20 protein-coding genes are annotated in these 21,101 nt (G+C 69.1%); 12 read left to right on the top strand and 8 right to left on the bottom strand.

Annotation, left to right across the window (positions count from 1 at the left end):
• Positions 1-3: 3 nt before the first annotated feature.
• Complete coding sequence (locus AB0M48_RS40565; RefSeq protein WP_319988231.1) at positions 4-549, bottom strand: XRE family transcriptional regulator; 546 nt, start codon at positions 547-549, stop codon at positions 4-6.
• A gap of 30 nt (positions 550-579) precedes the next feature.
• Between AB0M48_RS40565 and AB0M48_RS40570 the strand changes: the two genes are divergently transcribed.
• On the top strand, positions 580-966 hold the full coding sequence (locus AB0M48_RS40570) for a hypothetical protein (protein ID WP_363853061.1): 387 nt from the start codon (positions 580-582) through the stop codon (positions 964-966).
• Positions 967-979: 13 nt separating this feature from the next.
• Here AB0M48_RS40570 and AB0M48_RS40575 read toward each other — a convergent pair whose 3' ends face one another.
• Positions 980-1,849, bottom strand: a complete 870-nt coding sequence (locus AB0M48_RS40575) for a DUF4231 domain-containing protein (RefSeq protein WP_363853063.1) — start codon at positions 1,847-1,849, stop codon at positions 980-982.
• 264 nt (positions 1,850-2,113) lie between these two features.
• Here AB0M48_RS40575 and AB0M48_RS40580 point away from each other — a divergent pair, with 264 nt between their 5' ends.
• The 3 genes from AB0M48_RS40580 to AB0M48_RS40590 all read left to right on the top strand — a co-directional run bounded on the left by AB0M48_RS40580 (position 2,114) and on the right by AB0M48_RS40590 (position 6,655).
• Complete coding sequence (locus tag AB0M48_RS40580) at positions 2,114-4,930, top strand: alpha-L-fucosidase (RefSeq protein WP_363853066.1); 2,817 nt, start codon at positions 2,114-2,116, stop codon at positions 4,928-4,930.
• A gap of 9 nt (positions 4,931-4,939) precedes the next feature.
• The gene (locus AB0M48_RS40585; RefSeq protein ID WP_363853068.1) at positions 4,940-5,755 is read left to right on the top strand and encodes a hypothetical protein; all 816 of its coding nucleotides are present in this window, start codon (positions 4,940-4,942) and stop codon (positions 5,753-5,755) included.
• A gap of 69 nt (positions 5,756-5,824) precedes the next feature.
• On the top strand, positions 5,825-6,655 hold the full coding sequence (locus tag AB0M48_RS40590) for an oxygenase MpaB family protein (protein WP_363853071.1): 831 nt from the start codon (positions 5,825-5,827) through the stop codon (positions 6,653-6,655).
• Here the strand turns inward: AB0M48_RS40590 and AB0M48_RS40595 are convergent.
• Positions 6,645-7,409, bottom strand: coding sequence for an alpha/beta fold hydrolase (locus tag AB0M48_RS40595; protein WP_363853074.1), 765 nt, complete (start codon positions 7,407-7,409; stop codon positions 6,645-6,647). The genes AB0M48_RS40590 and AB0M48_RS40595 overlap by 11 nt on opposite strands.
• Positions 7,410-7,513: 104 nt before the next feature.
• On the opposite strand from AB0M48_RS40595, the gene AB0M48_RS40600 reads away from it, so the two are divergent.
• Positions 7,514-9,016: a cellulose binding domain-containing protein gene (locus tag AB0M48_RS40600; RefSeq protein ID WP_363853077.1), complete on the top strand. Its 1,503-nt coding sequence runs from the start codon at positions 7,514-7,516 to the stop codon at positions 9,014-9,016.
• A 32-nt stretch (positions 9,017-9,048) separates the two neighbouring features.
• Here AB0M48_RS40600 and AB0M48_RS40605 read toward each other — a convergent pair whose 3' ends face one another.
• On the bottom strand, positions 9,049-9,690 hold the full coding sequence (locus tag AB0M48_RS40605) for a transcriptional regulator (protein WP_319988239.1): 642 nt from the start codon (positions 9,688-9,690) through the stop codon (positions 9,049-9,051).
• 69 nt (positions 9,691-9,759) lie between these two features.
• On the opposite strand from AB0M48_RS40605, the gene AB0M48_RS40610 reads away from it, so the two are divergent.
• Positions 9,760-10,104, top strand: coding sequence for a DUF6204 family protein (locus AB0M48_RS40610; protein ID WP_363853079.1), 345 nt, complete (start codon positions 9,760-9,762; stop codon positions 10,102-10,104).
• Here the strand turns inward: AB0M48_RS40610 and AB0M48_RS40615 are convergent.
• Positions 10,095-12,209 carry an RICIN domain-containing protein gene (locus AB0M48_RS40615; RefSeq protein WP_363853145.1) on the bottom strand — a complete coding sequence of 705 codons (2,115 nt, stop codon included), beginning with the start codon at positions 12,207-12,209 and terminating at the stop codon, positions 10,095-10,097. The two genes, AB0M48_RS40610 and AB0M48_RS40615, sit on opposite strands and share 10 nt — an antisense overlap.
• Positions 12,210-12,320: 111 nt before the next feature.
• On the opposite strand from AB0M48_RS40615, the gene AB0M48_RS40620 reads away from it, so the two are divergent.
• Complete coding sequence (locus AB0M48_RS40620) at positions 12,321-12,827, top strand: winged helix-turn-helix domain-containing protein (protein WP_363853082.1); 507 nt, start codon at positions 12,321-12,323, stop codon at positions 12,825-12,827.
• Positions 12,820-13,398 (top strand): hypothetical protein, encoded by a 579-nt coding sequence (locus AB0M48_RS40625; protein WP_363853085.1) that lies wholly within the window; start codon positions 12,820-12,822, stop codon positions 13,396-13,398. Before AB0M48_RS40620 ends, AB0M48_RS40625 begins: the two co-directional genes overlap by 8 nt.
• On the opposite strand, the gene AB0M48_RS40630 is transcribed toward AB0M48_RS40625, so the two are convergent.
• Positions 13,362-14,573, bottom strand: coding sequence for an FAD-binding protein (locus AB0M48_RS40630; protein WP_363853088.1), 1,212 nt, complete (start codon positions 14,571-14,573; stop codon positions 13,362-13,364). The two genes, AB0M48_RS40625 and AB0M48_RS40630, sit on opposite strands and share 37 nt — an antisense overlap.
• A 110-nt stretch (positions 14,574-14,683) precedes the next feature.
• On the opposite strand from AB0M48_RS40630, the gene AB0M48_RS40635 reads away from it, so the two are divergent.
• The gene (locus AB0M48_RS40635) at positions 14,684-15,679 is read left to right on the top strand and encodes a methyltransferase (RefSeq protein ID WP_363853090.1); all 996 of its coding nucleotides are present in this window, start codon (positions 14,684-14,686) and stop codon (positions 15,677-15,679) included.
• On the opposite strand, the gene AB0M48_RS40640 is transcribed toward AB0M48_RS40635, so the two are convergent.
• Entirely contained in the window at positions 15,669-16,451 is a 783-nt protein-coding gene (locus AB0M48_RS40640) for a siderophore-interacting protein (protein WP_363853093.1), read from the bottom strand. The two genes, AB0M48_RS40635 and AB0M48_RS40640, sit on opposite strands and share 11 nt — an antisense overlap.
• A complete protein-coding gene (locus AB0M48_RS40645; protein WP_363853096.1) occupies positions 16,448-18,706 on the bottom strand; it encodes an excinuclease ABC subunit UvrA in 2,259 nt (752 codons plus the stop codon). The genes AB0M48_RS40640 and AB0M48_RS40645 overlap by 4 nt, the downstream gene beginning before the upstream one ends.
• Positions 18,707-18,797: 91 nt before the next feature.
• Here AB0M48_RS40645 and AB0M48_RS40650 point away from each other — a divergent pair, with 91 nt between their 5' ends.
• Genes AB0M48_RS40650 through AB0M48_RS40660 form a run of 3 tightly spaced genes read left to right on the top strand, consistent with a single transcriptional unit; the run spans position 18,798 to position 21,060 of the window.
• Positions 18,798-19,571 (top strand): TetR/AcrR family transcriptional regulator, encoded by a 774-nt coding sequence (locus tag AB0M48_RS40650; RefSeq protein ID WP_363853098.1) that lies wholly within the window; start codon positions 18,798-18,800, stop codon positions 19,569-19,571.
• A 46-nt stretch (positions 19,572-19,617) separates the two neighbouring features.
• Positions 19,618-19,980 (top strand): hypothetical protein, encoded by a 363-nt coding sequence (locus AB0M48_RS40655; RefSeq protein ID WP_363853101.1) that lies wholly within the window; start codon positions 19,618-19,620, stop codon positions 19,978-19,980.
• 45 nt (positions 19,981-20,025) lie between these two features.
• Complete coding sequence (locus AB0M48_RS40660; protein WP_363853104.1) at positions 20,026-21,060, top strand: hypothetical protein; 1,035 nt, start codon at positions 20,026-20,028, stop codon at positions 21,058-21,060.
• Positions 21,061-21,101: the final 41 nt, after the last annotated feature.

Here is a 21,101-nt window from a genome sequence, read left to right on the forward strand (position 1 = left end):
ACGTTAGTGCTTCGGATACTCCAGCACCAGTACCGAGCTGACCTCGCCGCCGACGGTCTCGTACGAGTGCGGCGTCGAGCCGGGGAAGCACACGTAGTCGCCCGGCCCCAGTTCGTACGGCGCGTCCACCGGTCCCACGAGCAGCCGGCCGCTCGTGACCAGCACGTGCTCCTTGCCGGGATGACCTTCGCTGGTCTGCGTCGCGCCGGGCCGGACCCGCTGGTCGTAGATCTCCAGCACGGTGTCCCCGACGTCCATCCGCCGCATCAGCCGCAGGTCGACGGCGTTGCTGCTGAGCACCTCGACGTCACGGGCACGCACCAGCACAACGTCCGGTGTCGTCCGCTCGGTCACGAGCTCTGACACCGGCACGTCCAAAGCGTTCGACAAACTGAACACTGTTTCGATCGTCGGGTTGCCCGCGCCGCTCTCCAGCTGGGACAGCGTGCCCTTGGCGATGGACGACCGCCGCGCGAGCTCCGACAGCGACAGCCCGCGTTGCTCGCGGAACGCCCTGATGTTGGCGCCAAGCACCTGACCCGCACTCATGGTCGCTGATCGTTGCATAGGCTTGCGCCCATGACCGCGTACACGGAGGCGGAGGGGCAGACCCTCCGCACGGCCGTTTTCGGTGCCATGGTGCTGGTGTCCACTGCGGACCCCGGCTCCGTCGACGAGGAGAGCCAGGCCGGCGTCAGGGCCATCACCCTGCTCTCGGACGACCTGCGCGCCATCATCGCCGCCGCACCGCCCTCGCTGCCCAGGGGCTCGACGTCCGAAGTGGAGTCCGGTGTCCTGGCCGCGCTGCGCGACTCCGTGGCGATCATCAACGCCCACGAACCGCGTGACGTGGCGATCTTCCGCGCCGCGGTGTCGGAGATGTGCCGCTCGGTCGCCGGCGCGGACGGCGAGGTGGCGGCGGCGGAACGCGCGATGGTGACCAAGGTCGTCGAGGCGCTCGGCTGACGGACGGCGCCGGTCAGGTCGCGCTGGGCCGTGACGCGAGCCAGGTGGAGTGCTCCTTGCCGATCACGGCCTCGGCCTCGGCGACCGCGGAGGCCCAGTCGCTCTCCGCCGCGTAGGGGAGTCGCCGGTAGATGTCCGCGAGCTCACCGGCCGCCGCCGCGTAGCTGACGCTGAGGTTCTCGTACTGCCGCAGCCCGATCCACGCCGCACCGCCCGCGACGGCCGCGGCCATCACGCCGGACAGGTCGACGTCCCAGACGCCGTTGATCCGCAGGATGGCGAAGACGATCGCCACGAGCTCACCGACGATCATCAGGACGCGGAACACGGTCGCGCGAGTCTCGTTCATCGCGGACTTGTCGCGGTACCACTGCAGCTGCGGTTGCACGCGAGCTTCGCGGTAGGTGGTCCTGCGTTCGTCGAACGGCTTGGCCCGCAGCTCGGTCATGACCCGCTCGCCCGTGTCGTTCGCGCTGGTGAGCATGACCTCCCTGCGGTGGTCCCTGACCGCGTCGGCGATGGCGAGCTCCAGCTCCCTGCGGGGGTCCTGGGCGCCGCCGTGGAACGGGGCGCCCGCCACGGCGTAGCGCCACGCCAGCGACTTCACCCGTTCGGCGACGGTCCGGCCCGCGTTCCACTTCAGCTCGGGGTGCACGACCCACAGCAGCAGTTCGCCGAACAGGGCGGTGAGGAACCCGCCCAGCGCCACCCACGCCCAGACGTCGACACCGGTGCCGCCGATCTGCCACTTGAACGCACCGCCCACCGCCGCGACCACCGCGCCGATCAGCCGCACCCTGCTGAAGAGCAGCGTGAGCCGCTGGCCGAGCCGCGAGACCGCCTCCGCGTCGTGGTAGAAGCCGGGCAGGTGCTCGTCGTTCATCCAGGTCCTGCTCTCGTGCGCCGAAGTTGATCGTGGTCAGCTCAGGCTTGATTACCACGGCGGTGCCCGACCGCGAGGGTGATCTCGAATTGCTCCGATGAGTATGCGTATTTTCGCCATGACAAGGCACTTGACCCACCCGGTTCGGGTTGCAATCATCGGATCTTCTCGCCGCCGCCCCGGACGAGAAGAGCGTGGCGCATGGGATTACGTCGTGTGTGCGCGGCCGTGGCGGCCGTGTTGCTCGCAAGTTTGCTCACGGTGGTGACACAGGGGACCGCGCAGGCCGAGGTGCGCCATCCACGACAGGACTGGCTGCGTCAGTCCACCGCGGGGCTGTTCCTGCACTGGGGCATGTTCACCGCCCCGAAGCACCTGAACTGCGCCGAGTGGGAGCGCGACGTCACCGGTGGCGGCTGGACCGCCGACTACTGGATCGAGGAGGCGCGCAAGCTCGGCGCCTCCTACGTCGTGCTGGCGACGTTCCACAGCAGGCTCGGCTACGCGCGGCCGTGGCCGTCGAAGATCCCCGGAAGCTGCGCCACCGAGCGCGACCTGCTCGGTGAGCTGGTCCGGGCGGGCAAGGCCAAGGGCGTCAAGGTCGTCCTCTACATGACCGACGACCCGCAGTGGCACAGCGAGCAGGGCGTCCAGATGCTCGACTCGGCCGCCTACTCCGCCCACAAGGGTGAGCAGGTCGACCTCACCACGCGCGAGGGTTTCGGCAGGTACAGCTACGACCTCTTCTTCGAGGTCATGAAGAACTACGACGACCTCGCGGGGTTCTGGATCGACAACGACAACGAGTACTGGGAGCGCAACAGGCTCTACGAGCAGGTCCGGCAGCTGCGGCCGACGTGGTTGCTGAGCAACAACAACGAGGACACGCCGATCATGGACACGGTCTCGAACGAGCAGAAGACCGGCATGTTCCCGTCCTACGACTACCCGGCGGCGACGTTCACGCCGATGCCGCGGCTGTCGGAGGCCTGCTACAAGCTGCCCAACACGGGCGACTGGTGGTACGACGGCGGCGACCACGCCGTCGACACCCGCCTGAACACCGGCCGCTACGTCACCAACGCGGGCTCGTCGATCAAGTCGCTGATGGCCGAGACGCCGATGGTGAACGGCAGGATGCCCGCGCAGCAGGAGGCCTACAACGACTTCATGGCGCAGTGGGTGCCGCCGATCCGCGAGTCCATCCAGGGCGTCGAGGGCGCCGGGTACATGTACGGCGGCATGCAGCCGGGGTTCTGGAACGACGGTGCGGACGGCGTGATCACCGTCAACCCGAAGACCGGTAAGCAGTACGTGCACGTCGTCACCCGGCCGCGCGCCGACTTCGTTCGCCTGCGCGACAACGGGTACCGGGTCACCGGCGTCCGCGACCTGCGGACCGGCGAGCAGCTGAGGTTCGCGCAGTCGGCCGGGCACCTGACGATCCAGGGCATCACGAAGTGGGACGAGTACGACACGGTGTTCGCCGTGGACACCCTTGGCCAGCAGGGCTTCCACGCGGACGTGAAGGCCTCTGCGACCTCGTCCGCGAACGGCTTCCCCGCCGCGAACCTCACCGACGGCAGCTACGAGACGTACTGGGACGCCGCCGGTGCCCAGCCCGTGTCGATCTCGCTCGACCTGGGCCGCCGCAAGAAGGCCGCGTTCCTGGCGATCAACCAGCGCGAGTCGTCGCCGACGCACGCCCGTGTGTCGTTCGGCAGGCCGGAGGACTCAAGCCGGATCAAGGACTACCAGCTCACGGCGTCCGGCGACGGCCGCACCTGGTGGCACGTCCGCAGCGGCGCGCTGCCTTCGGCTCGTGGCACCCAGTTCATCGACATCGGGGCGCAGGAGGCCCGGTTCCTGAAGCTCACCGTGCTCGGCACCTGGGGCGGACCGCAGGCGCCCGTGTACTCCAAGCAGCTGAAGATCGACGAGATCCGGGTCGGTCACAGCTACCCGCGCGGGTCCCGGGCCGGTGCGCTGGAGGCCGAGGACGCGTCGCGGTCGGGTTCGGCGCGTGCCGAGTCCTGCGCGGCCTGCTCCGGCACGAGGCAGGTGACCGGCCTCGGCGGCGGTGAGCGCAACGCCGTGACCTACCGCGACCTTTCCGTTGCCACGGCTGGGAGTTACGCGTTGCAGCTGGACGTGACGGCGGCCGAGGCGTCCACCGTGTCCGTCTCGGTGAACGGCGCGGCACCGGTGTCCGTCGTGGTCCCGAAGGACCGCGCCGACGTGCCGGACCCGGCGTCGATCGCGGTGCCGTTGAACGCGGGCCGCAACACCGTGAAGGTCTTCAGCACCGGCCGGCTCGGCCTGGACCGCGTCTCGGTCGGCGGGCTGCCGCCGTCGGGCTACACGCCGAAGACGACCCTGACCGTGCAACCCCATGGCGTGCAGTGGACCGGGCCAGGCCAGCAGTCCGTGAAGATCACCGCACGCCTCCGGCTCGACGCCGACGACCAGATCGACGACGTCTCGCTGGCACCGTCGCTGCCCGCCGGCTGGACGCTGACCGGCGCACCCGCCGTGCGGACGTCGATGCGCCTGGCCGGTCTGCTCGAAGGCACCTGGACCGCGACCTCGCCCGCCGGGCAGGACGTGGGTTCGGTGAGCATCCCCGTCACCGCCTCGTTCAAGTTGCTGAGCGGCGACCGCAAGGTCTCGGGCGCGGTGCCGGTGCGCACCAGGCCCGCCGACCGCGTGTTCGTGCGGGAGGCCGAGGACTCGGCGAACCAGTTCGGCAGCACCGGCCTGACGAACTGCGGCGCGTGCTCCGGTGCGGAGAAGGTGCGCAACATCGGTGGCAGCCCGGACGCTGCGGTGACCATCCCTCAGGTGATGGTGCCGGAAACGCGTTCCTACCGACTGTTCTTCCAGTTCACGGTGAACGGGCCGCGCTCGTACTTCGTGACGGTCAACGGGGGTGCGCCGGTCGAGGTCAAGCTCGACGGGGCCGGCAACAACACCCCTTACGTGGCCGAGATCCCGGTGACGTTGAACGCCGGTGCCAACACCATCAGGTTCGGCAACGACACCGCCGGTGCTCCCGATCTGGACCAGATCTCGCTCGCCTAGGCTGAGCCGATGGGGGAAGACTGGCTTTCGAAGTTGCACTGGGCGGCGGAGTTCGAGTCGGCGCAGGAGGTCGCGGCCGCGATCTCGCAGGCGGACGACGTCGACGCGGTGGACGAGGAACGCACGGCGTTGTGGCGTGCCGTGCACGCGCGGAAACCCGAGAACGTCCGGTTGCTGCTCGCGGCCGGTGCCGATCCGGCGCTGCCCATGATGTCCGGGTGGTCGCCGGCCCGGCTCAGCCTCACCACGGACCACCCGTTGCCGACCGGGGAGGTCCTCACCGGTGAGGAACGCGCCGCCGTCGAGGAACGCGACCGGCTCGTCGCGGCACTCGGCGGCGTGCCCGGCGACGACGGCTTCAGCCTGGCGTGCGTCGCGGGGGTGGACGCCGGGACGGCGGTGGGCCTGCTGGAGGCGGAACTCGTCGAGGCGCCCGGCGAGGAGGCCGACGAGGACGTGCTCGGCGTGACGACCGTGCCCGGCGGGTGCGTGCTCGTGCAGCCGGACGGCTACGCGGCCGCGATGCCGGGCGTGCTCGACCGGTTGTCGGCGGGCACCGTCGCGTACGGCATGTACGCCAATCCCAAGAGCGGCAACCAGGGCAGCGTCCACCGCGACGGCGAGACCGCGGCGTGGGACCTGCATCCCGGTGGCGGCGTCACGGAGGAGGAGACGTCGGCGGACGTGCTGCTGGCGCACCTCTACCTGGACGAGCCGGTGGCGTTCTGCCTCGCGTTCGCGGGCCTGCGTCCGACGGACTCCCGCGCGTTCACCGCACCGGATCTGTGGCTGCGTCTTCCCGAACGGGACGACTGGGACTCCTGACCGGTCCGCTGAAAGGCACCCTGCGCCGGCGGGGTGCCTTTCTCAGGGACCGGCGCGCATCATGGGGTGATGCTGGAGGCATTGCGGCGGCAGGTGAGTCAAGGACTCTTCGAGAAGGTCGTGGGTCCTGAGCGGGAGGAGCACGCGCGCAGGATCCACGAGGCGCCCGGCCCGCGGCTGTTCGCGGACGACCGGCCGATCCGCCAGGTGCACGCGGATCACGCCATGTTCATCGGGGGGCTGCGGGCGTTGCTGCTGCAGTCGTTGCACCCGCTGGCGATGGCGGCGGTGGCGCAGCACTCCGACTACCTGACCGATCCGTGGGGCCGGTTGCAGCGCACGAGCCTGTTCGTCGGCGTCACCACCTACGGCACCGCCGAAGATGCGCTCAAGGCCGTCGAACGGCTCGGGCGCGTGCATCGGCACATCCACGGCACCGCGCCGGACGGCCGCCCGTACCGTGCCGACGACCCGCACCTGCTGGGGTGGGTGCACGTGGCCGAGGTCGACAGCTTCCTGCGCTGCCACCGGCGTTACGGCGAGAAGCCGCTCGACGACTACGACGGGTACGTCGCCGACATGGCGGTCATCGCCGACGCCATGGGCATCCCGGACCCGCCGCGCACCACCGCCGCGCTCGAGGCGAAGCTCGACTCGTACCGGGGCGAGCTGAAGGGCACGCCCGAGGCGCGCGAAGCGGCCAGGTTCCTGCTGTTCAAGGCGCCGTTGCCACTGCTGGCGCGCGGGCCGTACGCGATTCTGAGCGCCACGGCGGTCGCCACGTTGCCGGTGTGGGCGCGGATTCCGCTCCGGTTGCCTTATCTGCCGATCTCGGAGGCCACCGGTGTGCGGGTCGCGGGCCACGCGCTGATGCGCGGCCTGCGGTGGGTCACGAGCTGAGGAAGTCCATCACCAGAGGCGACGCTTCGGCGCGGAACTCCTCGAAGTAGCCGTGTCGCGCTCCCTCGATCAGGTGCATCCGGGCGCCCGGAACGCGTGACGTGATCAGGGGAGCGTTGGCCGTCGGATTGAAGACGTCCTCGGTGCCGTGCACCACCAGGGTCGGCGCGGTGATCGACGGCAGCACGTCCCACGCGTCGTGTTCCGCACTCGCGAAGAGGTGCCGCTTGCGCGCGTACGGAGGCATCTGCGGGTCGCCGAGCGTGTTGTACGGGCCGCGGTAGGCCGGCGTGTACATCAGCTCCTCCAACGCCCTGCGCGCCTTCATCGGATCGACCTGCGCCAGCGACTTGCGCACCTCGGCGCTGCGCTCGACGCCGTGCGCGCCGCCGGGGGAGGTGCAGCCCAGCACCAGGCGGTCGACGTGCTCGCCGTGCTCGGCCGCGATCCACTGCGCGATCCGCCCGCCCATGGAGGTGCCGTAGACGTGCGCCTTGCCGATCCCCGCGTCGGCCAGGATCGCGACGCAGTCCGACGCGAACATCCGCGTGCTGTACGGGACGTCGGGCTTGTCGCTGGAACCGGTGCCGCGGTGGTCGGTGACGATCGTCGTGAACCGTGCGGAGAAGTCCTCGCGGACCTGTGACCACCAGCGCGACGAGTTGGACTGGCCCGCGATGAGCAGCAGGACAGGCCCGGAGCCCTCGACCGAGTAGAAGAGCCTGGTTCCGTCGGCGGCACGAGCGTGGGGCACGACCACCGAGTCTAGTGCCGCACCAACCTTGACTTCCCGATAGATGGTCTAGTCCAATTCGGGGTGACCCCCTGCCGGCCGCCAACGCGTGAGGGATGGAACCCATGCTGTTGTTCGCTCGAATATCCGCGGTGGCCGCACTGGTGCTCGGCACCGTGCTCGTGAGCCTCGCCCCCGCCAGTGCCGCCGGAGTCACGGCGACGTTCGCCAAGAACGGCTGGGCCAGCGGCTACACCGCGACGGTGACGATCAAGAACGAGACCAGCGCGGCCATCAGTTCCTGGAAGGTCGAGTTCGACTACCCGGCCTCGACCACCGTCGGCGCCTACTGGGACTCGCTGCTCACCAAGAGCGGCAACCACCACACGTTCGTCAACCGGGAGTACAACGGCTCCGTCGCGCCCGGCGCCAGCGTGACGTTCGGCTTCAACGCCGCCGGCACCGCCGACCCGTCGAACTGCACGATCAACGGTGCCGCGTGCACCGGTGGCACCGGCCCGACGACCAGTTCCACCACGAGCACGACGACCACCACCACCACCACGACCTCAACCACCACGACGACGACCACGACCGGTCAGCCGCCCACGGGGCAGTTGCCGCGCAAGGTGCTCGTCGGCTACCTGCACGCGAGCTTCGCCAACGGCTCCGGCTACATCCGGATGAAGGACGTGCCGGACGAGTGGGACGTCATCAACCTCTCGTTCGCCGAACCCACCAGCGCGACGAGCGGTGACCTGCGGTTCAGCCAGTGCCCGGTCGCGGAGTGCCCGAACGTCGAGTCCGAGGCCGAGTTCATCGCCGGCATCCGCGCCCAGCAGCAGAAGGGCAAGAAGGTCAACATCTCCATCGGCGGCCAGAACGGCCAGGTCCGGCTGGAGACCGCGGCGGCGCGCGACGCGTTCGTGCGCTCGGTCGGCGCCATCATCGACAAGTACGGCCTGAACGGGCTCGACGTCGACTTCGAGGGCCACTCGCTGTCGCTGAACCCCGGCGACCTCGACTTCAGGAACCCGACCACGCCCGTCGTCGTGAACCTGATCTCGGCACTGCGGACGCTGAAGGCCCGCTACGGAGCCAACTTCGTGCTCACGATGGCGCCGGAGACGTTCTTCGTGCAGGTCGGCTACCAGTTCTACGGCGGCACGGGCACCGGCGACGCGCGCACGGGCGCGTACCTGCCGGTGATCGAGGCCATGCGCAACGACCTGACGTTGCTGCACGTGCAGGACTACAACTCCGGGCCCGTGATGGGCCTGGACAACCAGTACCACAACATGGGTGGCGCGGACTTCCACGTGGCGATGACCGACATGCTGCTCGCCGGGTTCCCGGTGCGCGGTGACACGTCGAAGGTCTTCGCGCCGTTGCGCCAGGAACAGGTCGCGATCGGCCTGCCCGCCGCGATGTACGCGGGCAACGGGTTCACGTCCGTCGCGGACGTCCAGACGGCCCTGGACTGCCTCACCAAGGGCACGCGGTGCGGCACCTACAAGCCCAAGGGCGTGTACCCGAACCTGCGCGGCCTCATGACGTGGTCGATCAACTGGGACAAGTACAACAACTACGAGTTCTCCAAGGCCCACCGGGCCTATCTGCCCCGATGACGGTGTGGGGGCGGCACCGCCGCCCCCATCCCTTACGCCAGCGTCGACCAGAACTGCAGTTCGTACGCCTGCAGCAGGCGGCCGTAACGCCACGCGTGCTTCGGCTGCCAGCCCGCGTCGAGCGAGGCCTGGATCGCGGCGATCGCGCGGTCCTCCAGCTGCGGCGCGGGCGTGGCGAAGAAGTCGACGAACGCGCACGCCTCGTCGCTGAACCCGTAGTGCTCGCGCAGCCCCTTCGCCATCCGCGCGCAGTACCCGCCCCACGCGGTGAAGTTCGCCAGGATGGCGAGGATGACGTCCGTCGGTTCGCCGTTGAGCGCCATCCACGCCTGGTAGGCGGGGTAGGCCTGGCAGCCGGGGAACGGTTCGTAGTTCTGGAAGTCCTTGGCCGACATGCCCGCCGCCTCCGCCAGCGGCGGCAACATCGGCAGCACGAGCTCCTCACCACCCGCGAGCAGCGTGAAGAACGCCCGCGCGTTCGGTTCCTCCGCCTTCGACGCCAGTGCCAGGAATGTTCGCCAGTCCGACGACACGATGTGGTTCTCTTCGGCGGCGAACGTCTGGATCACGGCGCGCGGGGCCTGCCCGGTCTCGATCAGCTTCACCACGAGGTTGTCGTGGTCACCGGGATGCAGCTCCGTGCGGATGCGCGCGACCAGCTCTTTTGCGTTCATGGTCCAGATTCTTCCGCACACGGGAAATCGTTCGCCAGACCGGCACGGGATCGGGGACCATCTTCGCTCGTGGCTGAACACACCTACCGAGTACTCGTCCGCGGACGCTTCGCCGACCTCACCGACGACCAGCGCGTGACGTTGCGGGACCGTCTGAAGGGCTTCGACTTCCTGCGTGACGCCGGGTTCAGCGAAGAGGGCGCGCTGACCTACGACGAGAAGCTCGACTTCTTCAGCTACCGCGTGATCCTGAGTGCCGCCGAGAAGCCGGACGAGGCGGGGCTGCGGCGCGCGGCCACAGCCCTCGACTCGCTCGGCGTCGACTTCCAGGGGTTGAAGGCCAAGGTCACCGACATGGACGAGATGAAGGTGAACCGGCCGAAGAGGCTCGGTTCAGTGCCTCATCACGGGTAGTTGGCCAGGTACGCCTCGGTGGATCCGGCGGTCGCCGTACCGCCCGAGTTGTTGATGACCCGCTGGATGGTTCCCTTGCCGCCCAACGACACGGTCACCATGCTGTGGAACTTCACGCCGGGGGTGTTCGGCACCTCGAACGCCCGATCGGCGACCACCGACGGGTTCGCGTTCATGAAGGCGTAGCTGCCCAGGCCCCACGCCTCGTGCGTCGTGACGTTGTTGGAGACCTTGTACGCCGCGTAGCCGCGGGTCGAGCCGTTCATCCACGCCGCCTGGTTGGGCACCTCGTACGGCATTTCGTTCTGGTAGAAGTACGTCCGGCCGCCCTGGCCGTTCCAGATGGTCTGGTACTTCTGGTAGTGCTCGACGAACAGGCCGTACATCGTCACGTTGTTGCCGTTGACGATCAGGCCGGTGTCGGCCGTGTTGAGGTCCCAGCCGACGCCGATGGAGTGGTCACCTCGCCACAGCCACAGGTGGTCACCGATCACGTTGTGGCTGTTGACCACCAACGAGGTCGTGGCCCGCCCGACGGCCGAGCCGCCGATGCGCGCGTAGACGTCGTGCAGCGACGTCGGGTTGGCGGAGTGGTTGGCGTTGCTGCCCGGCGCGCCGACCTGCATCAGCAGCGGCGAGTTCGTCGGGGCCGCGTCGATGAGGATGCCGGCGATCTTCACACCGTCCACATCGGCCACGTCGAGCGCCATGTTCCCGTTGGTGGGCATGACGGTCGCGAGACCGAGGCCCAGCACGACGGTGTCGGGGCGGGTGACGCGGATCGGTTCGCTCACCTGGTGGACGCCCGGCGTGAGCAGCAGGTGCTTGCCGGCCGCGAGCTGCGCGTTGATCGTCGCCGCCGAGGTGCCCGGCTTCGCGATGTAGAACTGCGACAGCGGGATGTTCGTGCCCTGCTGGTTGCCCGAGGCCCAGGTGGTGCCGCTGGTGTTCGAGCGCAGTGCCGGGACGAACACGTTGTAGTTGCCGCCGCCGTCGACGTTCAGGAACGGCTTCTCCCGCACGACAGGGGTCTGCGCGACGTTCGTGTACGGCGGTTCGGGGAACGAGGTCTGCGGCGCGTTGCGCGCGCCGACGAACACCATGTTCCAGTTCTCGCCGGTCCACGAGCCCCATTCGGTGTTGCGCGACAGCCACTGCTGCTGCGAACCGGAGCGGACCTGGCCGGTGACCACGGAGTCGGCGAGGAAACCACCGCTCGACCAGCCGTTGTCGTCGAGCTGCATGTTGCCGTAGACCTTCGTGCGGCGCATCGCGGACGCCTGCGAGACGGCCCACGTGTTGGTGCCCGACGGCGGCCGCACCGCGAGGTTCTCCGCGCCACGCCAGAAGTTGTGCGTCGCGTTGCCCTGGAACCAGTCGGCCTCGACGTGCACCTGACCGTTGATCGTCACGCCGTCCGGCAGCATGCCCAGGCCGAGGACCTGGGTGAAGAAGCCGATGTTGACGTCTACGTTGTAGTTGCCGGGCTTGAACATGATCGCGTACCGGCGCGCGTCGTACTGACCCTCCTCCTGCTGGCGGAAGACGTCGTCGAGCCGCGCCTGGATCGTGGCGGAGGACATCGACGGGTCGAAGACGAGCACGTTCGGGCCGAAGTCGGGCTGACCGGGCTGCTGCGTGCCGCCGGTGAGCCGGAAGAGCTGCGCGTTGGTCCCGTTGCAGGTGTACTGGACCAGCTGGACGTCACCGGTGGACGCACCGGGCACGTCGAGGCACTTGGCGCTGTGGCGGTTCACGAACCGGTAGGTGTCCGTGCCGACCTGTTCGGGGCGCCATTGCTGGTTGTTCGCGTTGAACGACTGCCACATGTGGACGGCCGCGTTGTCCGCGACCGAGACGTTCGAGACGTCCCAGACCTGACCCTGGCCAACGGTGAAGTACCCGTCGCTCGTGGGCGTGAAGGTCCAGGTCTGTCCCGAGCATCCTTGTTGGCGGAGCTGTGCGCCGTTGGCCGTTCCCAGCGACTCCACGCACTTTCCGCTGCCGACGTTCGTCACTCGATAAGCGGTTCCGGGCACCACGTCGGCCTGCGCCGCGACCGTCCACACAGGAACGATCGCCGCTGCTGCCAACGCTGCCACCAGCAGGGGGGTTCTCACGGCTCACAGGGTGGGGCGGTTCGTTGCAACCGTCAACGAACTTACCTGTTTCCGGTCGCGTTCCGGTATTGACAAATCAATTTGTCAAATGGGACCGTGCTGGGCGTGGAGCTGTCGCCGTTGCGCCTGTCGCTGCTGGAGCTGCTGAAGTCGCCCGCCTCGGCGACCCAGCTCGCGGCGGCTCTCGACCTGCCCAGGCAGCGGGTCAACTACCACGTGCGAGCCCTGGAGCAGGCGGGACTCGTCGAGCTGGTGGAGGAACGCCAGCGGCGCGGCTGCGTGGAACGCGTCCTGCGCGCGAAGCCCGGTCGCGAGATCGCCGCCGGCGTGCAGGACCAGTTCGCCGCAACGCACTTGGTCTCGGTCGCCGAGGACACCGCGCGCGAGGTCGAGCGGATGTCCGGTGCCGCCGCTGCGGCGGGAAAGCGCTTGCTCACCTTCACCGTGGAGACGACGGTCCGCTTCGGCGCGCCCGGCGACGTCCACGAGTTCACCAGCGACCTGGCCGAAGCGGTGCGGCAGATCGCGTTGAAGTACGACACCGACACCGGCCGCCCGTACAGGGTGGTCGCCATGGGGCATCCCGGAGCAGCAGATGAGTGACGAAGGCGTCCAGATCGAGATCACCGTGGCCGCGCCGGTCGAGGAGGTGTGGGAGTCGTTCCGGAACAAGGAGAAGCTGCGCCACTGGCACGGCTGGGACCTCCCGGAGCTCGACGAGGAGATCGACCAGATCTACTTCACGAACGCCGAGGAGGACGGCACCACGCTGATCGTCCACGGTCACGACACGTTCGCGCTGAGTGCCGTCCCGGAAGGCACTCGCGTCGTGCTGACCCGTGCGCCCAAGGGCACCTCACCCGAGTGGGACGACTACTACGAGGACATCACCGAAGGCTGGATCTCGTTCCTGCACCAGCTGAAGTTCGCGCACGAGTACCACCCCGGACAGAAGCGCCGGACGGTGTTCTGGCCCTCCGAGGTCGATCTCGGCGTGAGCGGCAAGCCGTTCTTCGAGTCGGCGAACCAGCGCGGTGTGGTGGTCGAGGAGTTCGGTCCGGGTCTGGTGATCACCAGTTCGAAGATGACCATCGTGACGACCTACGGGTTCTCCGACGACGAGCTGGAGGCGCTGCGTCAGAAGGGCCCCGCCGACGTGGCCGACCCGAAGTAGCGGGTCAGGAACTCGTTGCGGAAGACGCCTTTCGGGTCGTGCTCGCGCAGCAACGCCCGGAAGGCGTCCCACTGCGGGTAACGGGCTGCCAGCAGGGCCGGCGGCACGGTGAAGAGCTTGCCCCAGTGCGGCCGCGGCGCGATCGCCTCCTCCAGGCGCGGCAGCAGCCTGAGCACGGCCGGGGTGTCCGGCACCCAGGTGAAGTGGATCGCGATGCTGTCGCGGTCGAAGGCGGGGCTGAGCCACTGCGGTTCGGCGTCGATCGTGCGGATCTCGCAGGCCTGCACCAGCGGTGAGATCACCGTCGACATCTCGGCCAGCGCCCGCAACGCCGTCACCGCGCGGGTCCGCGGCACGAAGTACTCGGTCTGCAGCTCCTCACCGACGGACGGGGTGAACTCGGCGCGGAAGTGGGGCAGCCGCTCGTGCCACGGGCCCGGCACGCCGCCCTGCAGCGTGCAGCGGGAGGCGGGCTGGCCGGGCACCGGGTGCGCCGATTCGGTCGCCGCCCGCCCCGGGAAGGCGAACTCCTCGTCGCCCACGCGGTGCTTCGCCCACAGCGTCGCACCGCCCTGCCAGTCGACGAACGCGCTCACGCTGTACGCGCCGTCGAAGATCTGCTCCAGCCGGACGAGCAGCGTCGTCCAGGCGACGTCCTCGTAGACCGTCTGCGCGACCTGGAACGACGCCACGACGTCCAGGGTCACGGTGGTGACGACGCCGAGACCGCCCATCGACACGGGCGCGCCCGCGGAACTCAGCTCGACGACCGAGCCGTCGCCGCGCATGACCTCGACGGACCGCACGGCACCGGCCAGCGACCGCGATCCGGAGCCGTGCGTGGCGGTGGCGATCGCACCGGCCACGGTGATGTGCGGCAACGACGGCAGCGTGTGCAGGGCGAGGCCCGCCGCCTCGAGCCGGACGGCCAGCGAGGCGAGCGTCATGCCCGCGCTCACCCGCACCGTGTGGCCGGACACCTCGAAGACCTCGGGCATGGCCGCCAGCGACACCAGCGTGCCGGTCGTGTCGGCGATCGTGCTGAACGAGTGTCCCGAGCCGACGACGTGCACGGCCGATGAACCGCGTACGAGCGCACGCAGGTCTTCAGCCGAGGCTGGGGCCACGGCCTCGGCCGCGGTGAAGGTGACGTTGCCCGCCCAGTTGGTCCTCATACCGACACGGTAGGCGCCGACGCGGTCGATCGTGTGTGGACCGTGTGGCGCGGCGACACGAGCCTTCTTTCACTATTGCTTCAGTGCTGACAGAAATCAGATTGCGCGCGGTGGCAGGGTGGATCGACGTGGACACCGACGTACAACGGCTTCGACAGATGTCCGGGCTGATCACGCCGATGGCGCTCCGGGTCGCCGTGACCCTGGGCCTGCCCGATCGCCTGCGCGACAACCCCGCCACCGCCCACGAACTCGCACCCGAACTCAAGGCCGACCCGCTCGCACTCGAACTGCTCCTGGCCCACCTGACGACCCTCGGTGTGGCCGAACGAACAGCCTCGGGCTACCGCACGACGGACTTCGGCGCACTGCTCGGCGCGAACGCGGACAACGGCCTGAACAACCTGCTGCACCACGACTCCGCCGCCGGGCGCGCCGATCTGGCGTTCGTCGACCTGATCCACAGCATCCGCACCGGCGAGCCGGCCTACCCGGTGCGCTACGGCCAGGACTTCTGGACCGACCTGGCCGGGCAACGGCATCTGCGTGACGCGTTCGACCGGCAGATGACCGACCGCATGCGGGCCTGGGTGCCGCAGGTCGTCGGGAACTACGACTGGTCGCGGTTCGGCACGCTCGTCGACGTCGGTGGCGGGCATGGCAGCCTGCTCGCCGCGATCCTCACCGCGAACCCGGCGATGTGCGGCCACCTCGTCGAGCTCGAGGAGACCGCGGCAGGCGCCCGTGCGGTGCTCGGCCTGTACGGCCTCGCGGACCGCACCGAGGTGACCGGGAGCAGCTTCTTCGACCCGCTGCCGGCCGGCGCCGACGCCTACCTGCTGTTCGACATCTTGCACGACTGGGACGACGAGCAGGCGCACCGGATCCTGGCCCGGTGTGCGGAGGCCGCCGGGGAGCGCGGGCGGATCCTCGTCGTGGAGTCCCTCGGCGAGAGCACGGAGTTCGACCTCGTAATGCTCGTGCACTTCGGCGGGCGGGACCGAGGGCTCCACGACTTCGAACGGCTGGCGTCGGCGCACGGACTCCGGCTGGAGTCCGTGACCCAGGTGACCGACGGGCGCAGCCTGCTGGAGTTCACTCGCTGAGCGCGGCGATCCGTTCCTGGGCCTCGGCGAGGTCGTCCGCGGTCGGGGCGTCGTCCTGGGTGAGGGCGCGCCGCCAGTAGCCGGCGAACTCGATGTCCTTCTTGGACACGCCCAGTCCGACGAAGTGCCTGCGCAGCGAGCGAACCGCGGAGGCCTCGCCGCCGAGCCACACCCACACCGACGACGGCACCTCGGCCGCCGTCACCACCGAGACCAGGTCCTCCCCGGCGCTGCGGTGCACCCACCGCACGCCGGGGACGTCCTGTTCCTCCAGCGGATCCGCGACCTCGACGAACACCAGCCGCCGCTGTGCAGCAGGAAGCATTTCCAGCAGCGAGGCGATCGCGGGCAGCGCCGTCTCGTCGCCCGCGAACACCAGCAGGTCCGCGGTGCCGAGCGGACGCGCGTAGTCCCTGGACGGCCCGAACCGTCCGATGACGTCACCGACCTGAGCGGCGGCGGCCCAGCGTGACGCCGGTCCGCTGTCGCCGTGCAGCACGAAGTCGACGGTCAGCACGCCGTCGGCCAGCGACCGGACGGTGAAGCTGCGCATCCACGGCCGTTCGGGCTCCGGCACGGCCAGGTACGCCTGGTACCAGGTGCCGACGTCGGCGGAGTCGGACACGTGCGCGGACCCGCCGGGACGGGGGAAGAGCAGCTTGAGCTGCTGGTCCGGCCAGGTGCCGAGCTCGTCGAGCCCAGGGCCGCTGAACGTCACGCGGGTCATGCGCGGGGTCAGCGGTACGACGGACGTCACCGTCAGCAGGCTCACGACAGGTACTCCTTCAGGTGCCGGGCGGTCAGGGTGTCCGAAGTGGACACGAGCTCACCCGGTGTGCCGGAGAAGACGACCTGGCCGCCGTCGTGGCCCGCGCCGGGCCCCATGTCGACGATCCAGTCGGCGTGCGCCATCACGGCGAGGTGGTGCTCGATCACGATCACCGTGTTGCCGGCGTCGATCAGCTGGTCGAGCAGGCCGAGCAGCTGGTCCACGTCCGCGAGGTGCAGGCCGGACGTCGGCTCGTCCAGCACGTAGGTCGAGGCCTTCTCCGCCATGTGGATGGCGAGCTTCAGCCGCTGCCGTTCACCGCCGGACAACGTCGTGAGCGGCTGGCCGAGCGAGAGGTAGGACAGGCCGACGTCGTGCAGGCGGCTGAGCACGGCGTGGGCCTGGCCGGAGGGGAAGAACTCGCGCGCCTCGGCGACGGACATGCCGAGCACCTCGCTGATGTTCTTGCCCCGCAACGTGTAGCGCAGCACCTCGGGCGTGAACCTCTTGCCCTCGCACTTCTCGCAGACCGTGGCGACGCCGGCCATCATCGCGAGGTCGGTGTAGACGAGCCCGATGCCCTTGCAGTTCTCGCAGGCGCCCGCGGAGTTCGCGCTGAACAACGCGGCCTTCACGCCGTTGGCCTTGGCGAACGCGGTCCTGACCGAGTCGAGCAGCCCGGTGTAGGTGGCGGGGTTGGAGCGGCGCGAGCCGCGGATCGGCGACTGGTCGACCGTCACGACGCCCGGTCGCCCGCGCAGCGATCCGTGGATCAGCGACGACTTGCCGGAACCGGCTACACCGGTGACGACGGTCAGCACGCCGAGCGGCAGGTCGACCGAGACGTCCTTGAGGTTGTTGGTGCGAGCGCCGCTGATCGTCAGGAAACCCCGGGGGGAGCGGAACTCCGGCCGCAGCTTGGCCCGGTGGTCGAGGTGGCGGCCGGTCAGCGTGCCGGACGCGCGCAGCCCGGCCACGTCGCCGGTGTAGCAGACGTGACCGCCGTTGACGCCCGCGCCGGGGCCGAGGTCGACGACGTGGTCGGCGATCTGGATGGTCTCCGGCTTGTGCTCGACGACGAGGACGGTGTTCCCCTTGTCGCGCAGCAGGAGCAGGAGGTTGTTCATCCGCTGGATGTCGTGCGGGTGCAGGCCGACGGTCGGCTCGTCGAACACGTAGGTGATGTCGGTGAGCGAGGAACCCAGGTGCCGCACCATCTTCACGCGCTGCGACTCGCCGCCGGACAGCGTGCCGGACTCGCGGTCGAGCGAGAGGTAGCCGAGGCCGATCCCGACCAGTGAGTCGAGCGTGCCCCGCAGGGTGGCGAGCAGCGGCGCGACGGACGGGTCGTCGATGGCGTGCACGAACTTCGCGAGGTCGCTGATCTGCATCGCGCAGCAGTCCGCGATGTTCATGCCGCGGATCTTCGAGTTGAGTGCGGCCTCGTTGAGACGGGCGCCCTTGCAGCTCTGGCAGGTGGCGAACGTGACGGCCCTGTCGACGAACGCCCTGATGTGCGGCTGCATCGCCTCGCGGTCCTTGCTCAGGATCGTGCGCTGCAGCTTGGAGATGAGGCCGTCGTAGGTGACGTTGGTGCCGTTGATGTTGAGCTTCGTCGTCGGCTTGTAGAGGAAGTCGTGGAGTTGCTGCTCGGTGAACGTCGAGATCGGCTGGTCGGCGGGGTAGAGGCCGGAGTTCGCGAGGACCTGCCAGTACCAGGTGCCCACGCCGTAGTTCGGAGCGTCGATCGCGCCGTCGTTGAGCGACTTGCTCCGGTCGACGATGGCGTCCACGTCGATGGTGGTGACCTTGCCCAGGCCCTCGCAGGCCGGGCACATGCCCTCGGGCAGGTTGAAGCTGAACGCGCCGGACGTGCCGACGTGCGGCTCGCCCAGGCGGCTGAAGACGATCCGCAGCATCGTGTGCGCGTCGGTGGCGGTGCCGACGGTGGAGCGGGAGTTCGCGCCCATGCGTTCCTGGTCGACGATGATCGCCGCGCTCAGGTTGTGCAGCGCGTCCACGTCGGGGCGGCCGATCGACGGCATGAAGGACTGCAGGAACGCGGTGTAGGTCTCGTTGATCATCCGCTGGGACTCGGCCGCGATCGTGCCGAAGACCAGCGAGGACTTGCCGGAGCCGGACACGCCGGTGAAGACGGTCAGCCGGCGCTTGGGGACGTCGAGCGACACGTCCGCGAGGTTGTTCTCCCTGGCTCCGCGGACCTGGATCACGTCATGGCTGTCTGCGACAGCGTTCACGCTGCTTCCCCCTGCGTTATTTCAAAGCGGCTTGTTTATGCAGTAAAGTATCGACCGACGAGAGTACTTTACGGCATAAGGAGTCGCAACCGTGGTCGTCTACGCAGGTCAGGGCGACCCGCGCCGCTCCATCGAGCTGCTCTGGCGGGCGTCGGTCGCGGAGAACCGTCCCGGCCCGAAGCCAGGACTGAGCGTGGACGCGATCGTCGACGCGGCCATCGAGGTCGCCGACGAGCAGGGCATGGCGTTCTCGATGCGCGCGGTGGGGGAGCGGCTCGGGCGGACCGCGATGGCGCTCTACACGTACGTGCCGGGCAAGAACGAGCTGGTCGACCTCATGTACGACCGCGCGATGGCCGAGTTGCCGGCGTCCTACCCGCTCGACGACGGCTGGCGGCCCGCGGTCACGCGCTGGGCGCACGACATGTGGGAGTTCTACAGCCGTCACCCGTGGATGCTGCAGGTGTCGCAGGCACGTCCGGTGCTCGGCCCGCACGAGTTCGCGGTGATCGAGGCGCTGGCCGCGATCCTGGTGTCCACCGGCCTGCCCGGCCGTGAGCTGCGCGGCATCGTCGGCGCCGTCAACTACTTCGTGCGCGGGGCGGCGCAGACCGTCGCCGAGGCCCGTGCCGCGGGTCGCGCGACCGGTGAGGGCGACGAGGAGTGGTGGTACGCGCGGTCGGCCGTGCTGCTGGAGATCGAGCCCGACCTGGAGAAGAAGTTCCCGATGCTGCACGTGCTGGAGAAGGACAGGGAGCCGATCGATCCGGAACTGCCGTATCTGGAGAACGACGCCGTGGAGAACTTCCGCAGCGGGTTGAAGGTCCTCCTCGACGGTGTCGAAGGCGCTGTAGCGAAACCGTGACGAAGTCCGGACGTGCAGAGCACACGGGCTCGATGAGATCGTCGCCATGGCAATCGTCAGAGTCCTTGTGGCTGTCGCGTGCGCCCTGGTGCTGACGGCGCCGAGCACGGCGGCCGCTCTCCCGCCGGACGACCACCGCCCCGCGACCACGACGATGAAGTACCAGGCCGGAGATCTCGTCGCGGTGGTGCACGCGCCGCGCACCCTCGTCGGTGTGCGGCCGCTGGTGCTCACCCACGACGTCTCCGCGCTGGTGCTGGTGCGGCGAGGCTCGGTGGTGGTGCTGGTGCACGACCCGTCGTCGCTGACCCGGCACCGCGAACTGTGGCGTGAGCTGAGTGCGGACACCGGGCCGCTGGCGGAGCGGTTCGGCGGGTTCGCCGGCCACTTCTCTGTGGCAGAACCGTGACGCCGTCCTCACAGGACGCCTACATTTTCCCGATGGGATCATCCCATGGGAATCGGAAGAACCGCGGCCGCCGTCGTGATGGCGATGGTGCTGGCCGCCCCGGCGGCCACTGCCGCCCCCGAAGGACACGGCTCGGGCGTCAGGAAGGTCGAGTACTCGCTCGGTGATCGAGCATTTCAGGTGCCCGGCTTTCACACCGGTCCGGGCGGCCCCGTCGCGGACCTCGAAATCACCGCGGTCGTGCATGCGCCGCGCACGCTGGTCGGCACACGGCCGCTGGTGCTGCTCGCACACGGCTACTGGAAGCCGTGCGCCGACGACCAGTGGGTCTGGCCGTGTCCGTCCGGGGACGCGTTCCCGAGCTACCGCGGGTACGACTACCTCGCCGAAGAGCTGGCGCGGCAGGGTTTCGTGGTCGTGTCGGTGAGCGTGAACGGCGTCAACGCGGGCGAGATGGGCCAGATCGCGGACGTCGCCAGGGCCGCGGTGATGAACAGGCACCTGGAGCTGTGGCGTGATCTCAACCAGGGCAAGGGACCGCTGAGACTGCCGGGGTTCCGCGGGCACGTCGACCTCACCAACGTCGGCACGCTCGGGCACTCGCGCGGTGGCCGTGGGGCGGTCTACCAGGCCTCGGACAAGCACGCCGCCGAACTACCGGCCGGCGTGCGGATCAAGGCCGTGCTCCCGCTGGCACCGGCGGACTACTACGCGCCCGACCCGGAGGCGCCGGAGAACCTCGACTACCGCATCACGAAGACACCGTTCGCGGTCATGACCGGCGGCTGCGACGGCGCCGTCAGCGGCACCTCGTTCATCGAGAACGCCCAGGGCCGCAACGTCGTGCCGATCCACGCCGTCACGCCGAAGAACGCCAACCACAACTACTTCAACACCGAATGGTCCTACGACAACGACAGCACCTGCCCGGCGACCGCGCTGACCCCTGAGCGGCAACGCCGGGTCGCCACGGCCTACATTCCCGCGTTCTTCCAGCAGTACCTCAACGGCCGGAGGAACCCGATCGTCGGCAAGGGCTTTCCGGGCGTCGACGTCGTGACGCATCAACCGATCGGTTAGGCCTCGACGAGACTTTGGGGGGACGTGTCCCGCTTCCGCCA

It is taken from the genome of Lentzea sp. NPDC051208, assembly GCF_040682435.1.
Lineage (GTDB): Bacteria > Actinomycetota > Actinomycetes > Mycobacteriales > Pseudonocardiaceae > Lentzea > Lentzea kristufekii.

Bases quoted from the DNA above. Each gene is read 5' to 3' on its own strand.
- AB0M48_RS40565 (WP_319988231.1), bottom strand. From the start codon at position 549: ATGAGTGCGGGTCAGGTGCTTGGCGCCAACATCAGGGCGTTCCGCGAG.
- AB0M48_RS40570 (WP_363853061.1), top strand. From the start codon at position 580: ATGACCGCGTACACGGAGGCGGAGGGGCAGACCCTCCGCACGGCCGTT.
- AB0M48_RS40575 (WP_363853063.1), bottom strand. From the start codon at position 1,849: ATGAACGACGAGCACCTGCCCGGCTTCTACCACGACGCGGAGGCGGTC.
- AB0M48_RS40585 (WP_363853068.1), top strand. From the start codon at position 4,940: ATGGGGGAAGACTGGCTTTCGAAGTTGCACTGGGCGGCGGAGTTCGAG.
- AB0M48_RS40590 (WP_363853071.1), top strand. From the start codon at position 5,825: ATGCTGGAGGCATTGCGGCGGCAGGTGAGTCAAGGACTCTTCGAGAAG.
- AB0M48_RS40600 (WP_363853077.1), top strand. From the start codon at position 7,514: ATGCTGTTGTTCGCTCGAATATCCGCGGTGGCCGCACTGGTGCTCGGC.
- AB0M48_RS40605 (WP_319988239.1), bottom strand. From the start codon at position 9,690: ATGAACGCAAAAGAGCTGGTCGCGCGCATCCGCACGGAGCTGCATCCC.
- AB0M48_RS40625 (WP_363853085.1), top strand. From the start codon at position 12,820: ATGAGTGACGAAGGCGTCCAGATCGAGATCACCGTGGCCGCGCCGGTC.
- AB0M48_RS40630 (WP_363853088.1), bottom strand. From the start codon at position 14,573: ATGAGGACCAACTGGGCGGGCAACGTCACCTTCACCGCGGCCGAGGCC.
- AB0M48_RS40655 (WP_363853101.1), top strand. From the start codon at position 19,618: ATGGCAATCGTCAGAGTCCTTGTGGCTGTCGCGTGCGCCCTGGTGCTG.
- AB0M48_RS40660 (WP_363853104.1), top strand. From the start codon at position 20,026: ATGGGAATCGGAAGAACCGCGGCCGCCGTCGTGATGGCGATGGTGCTG.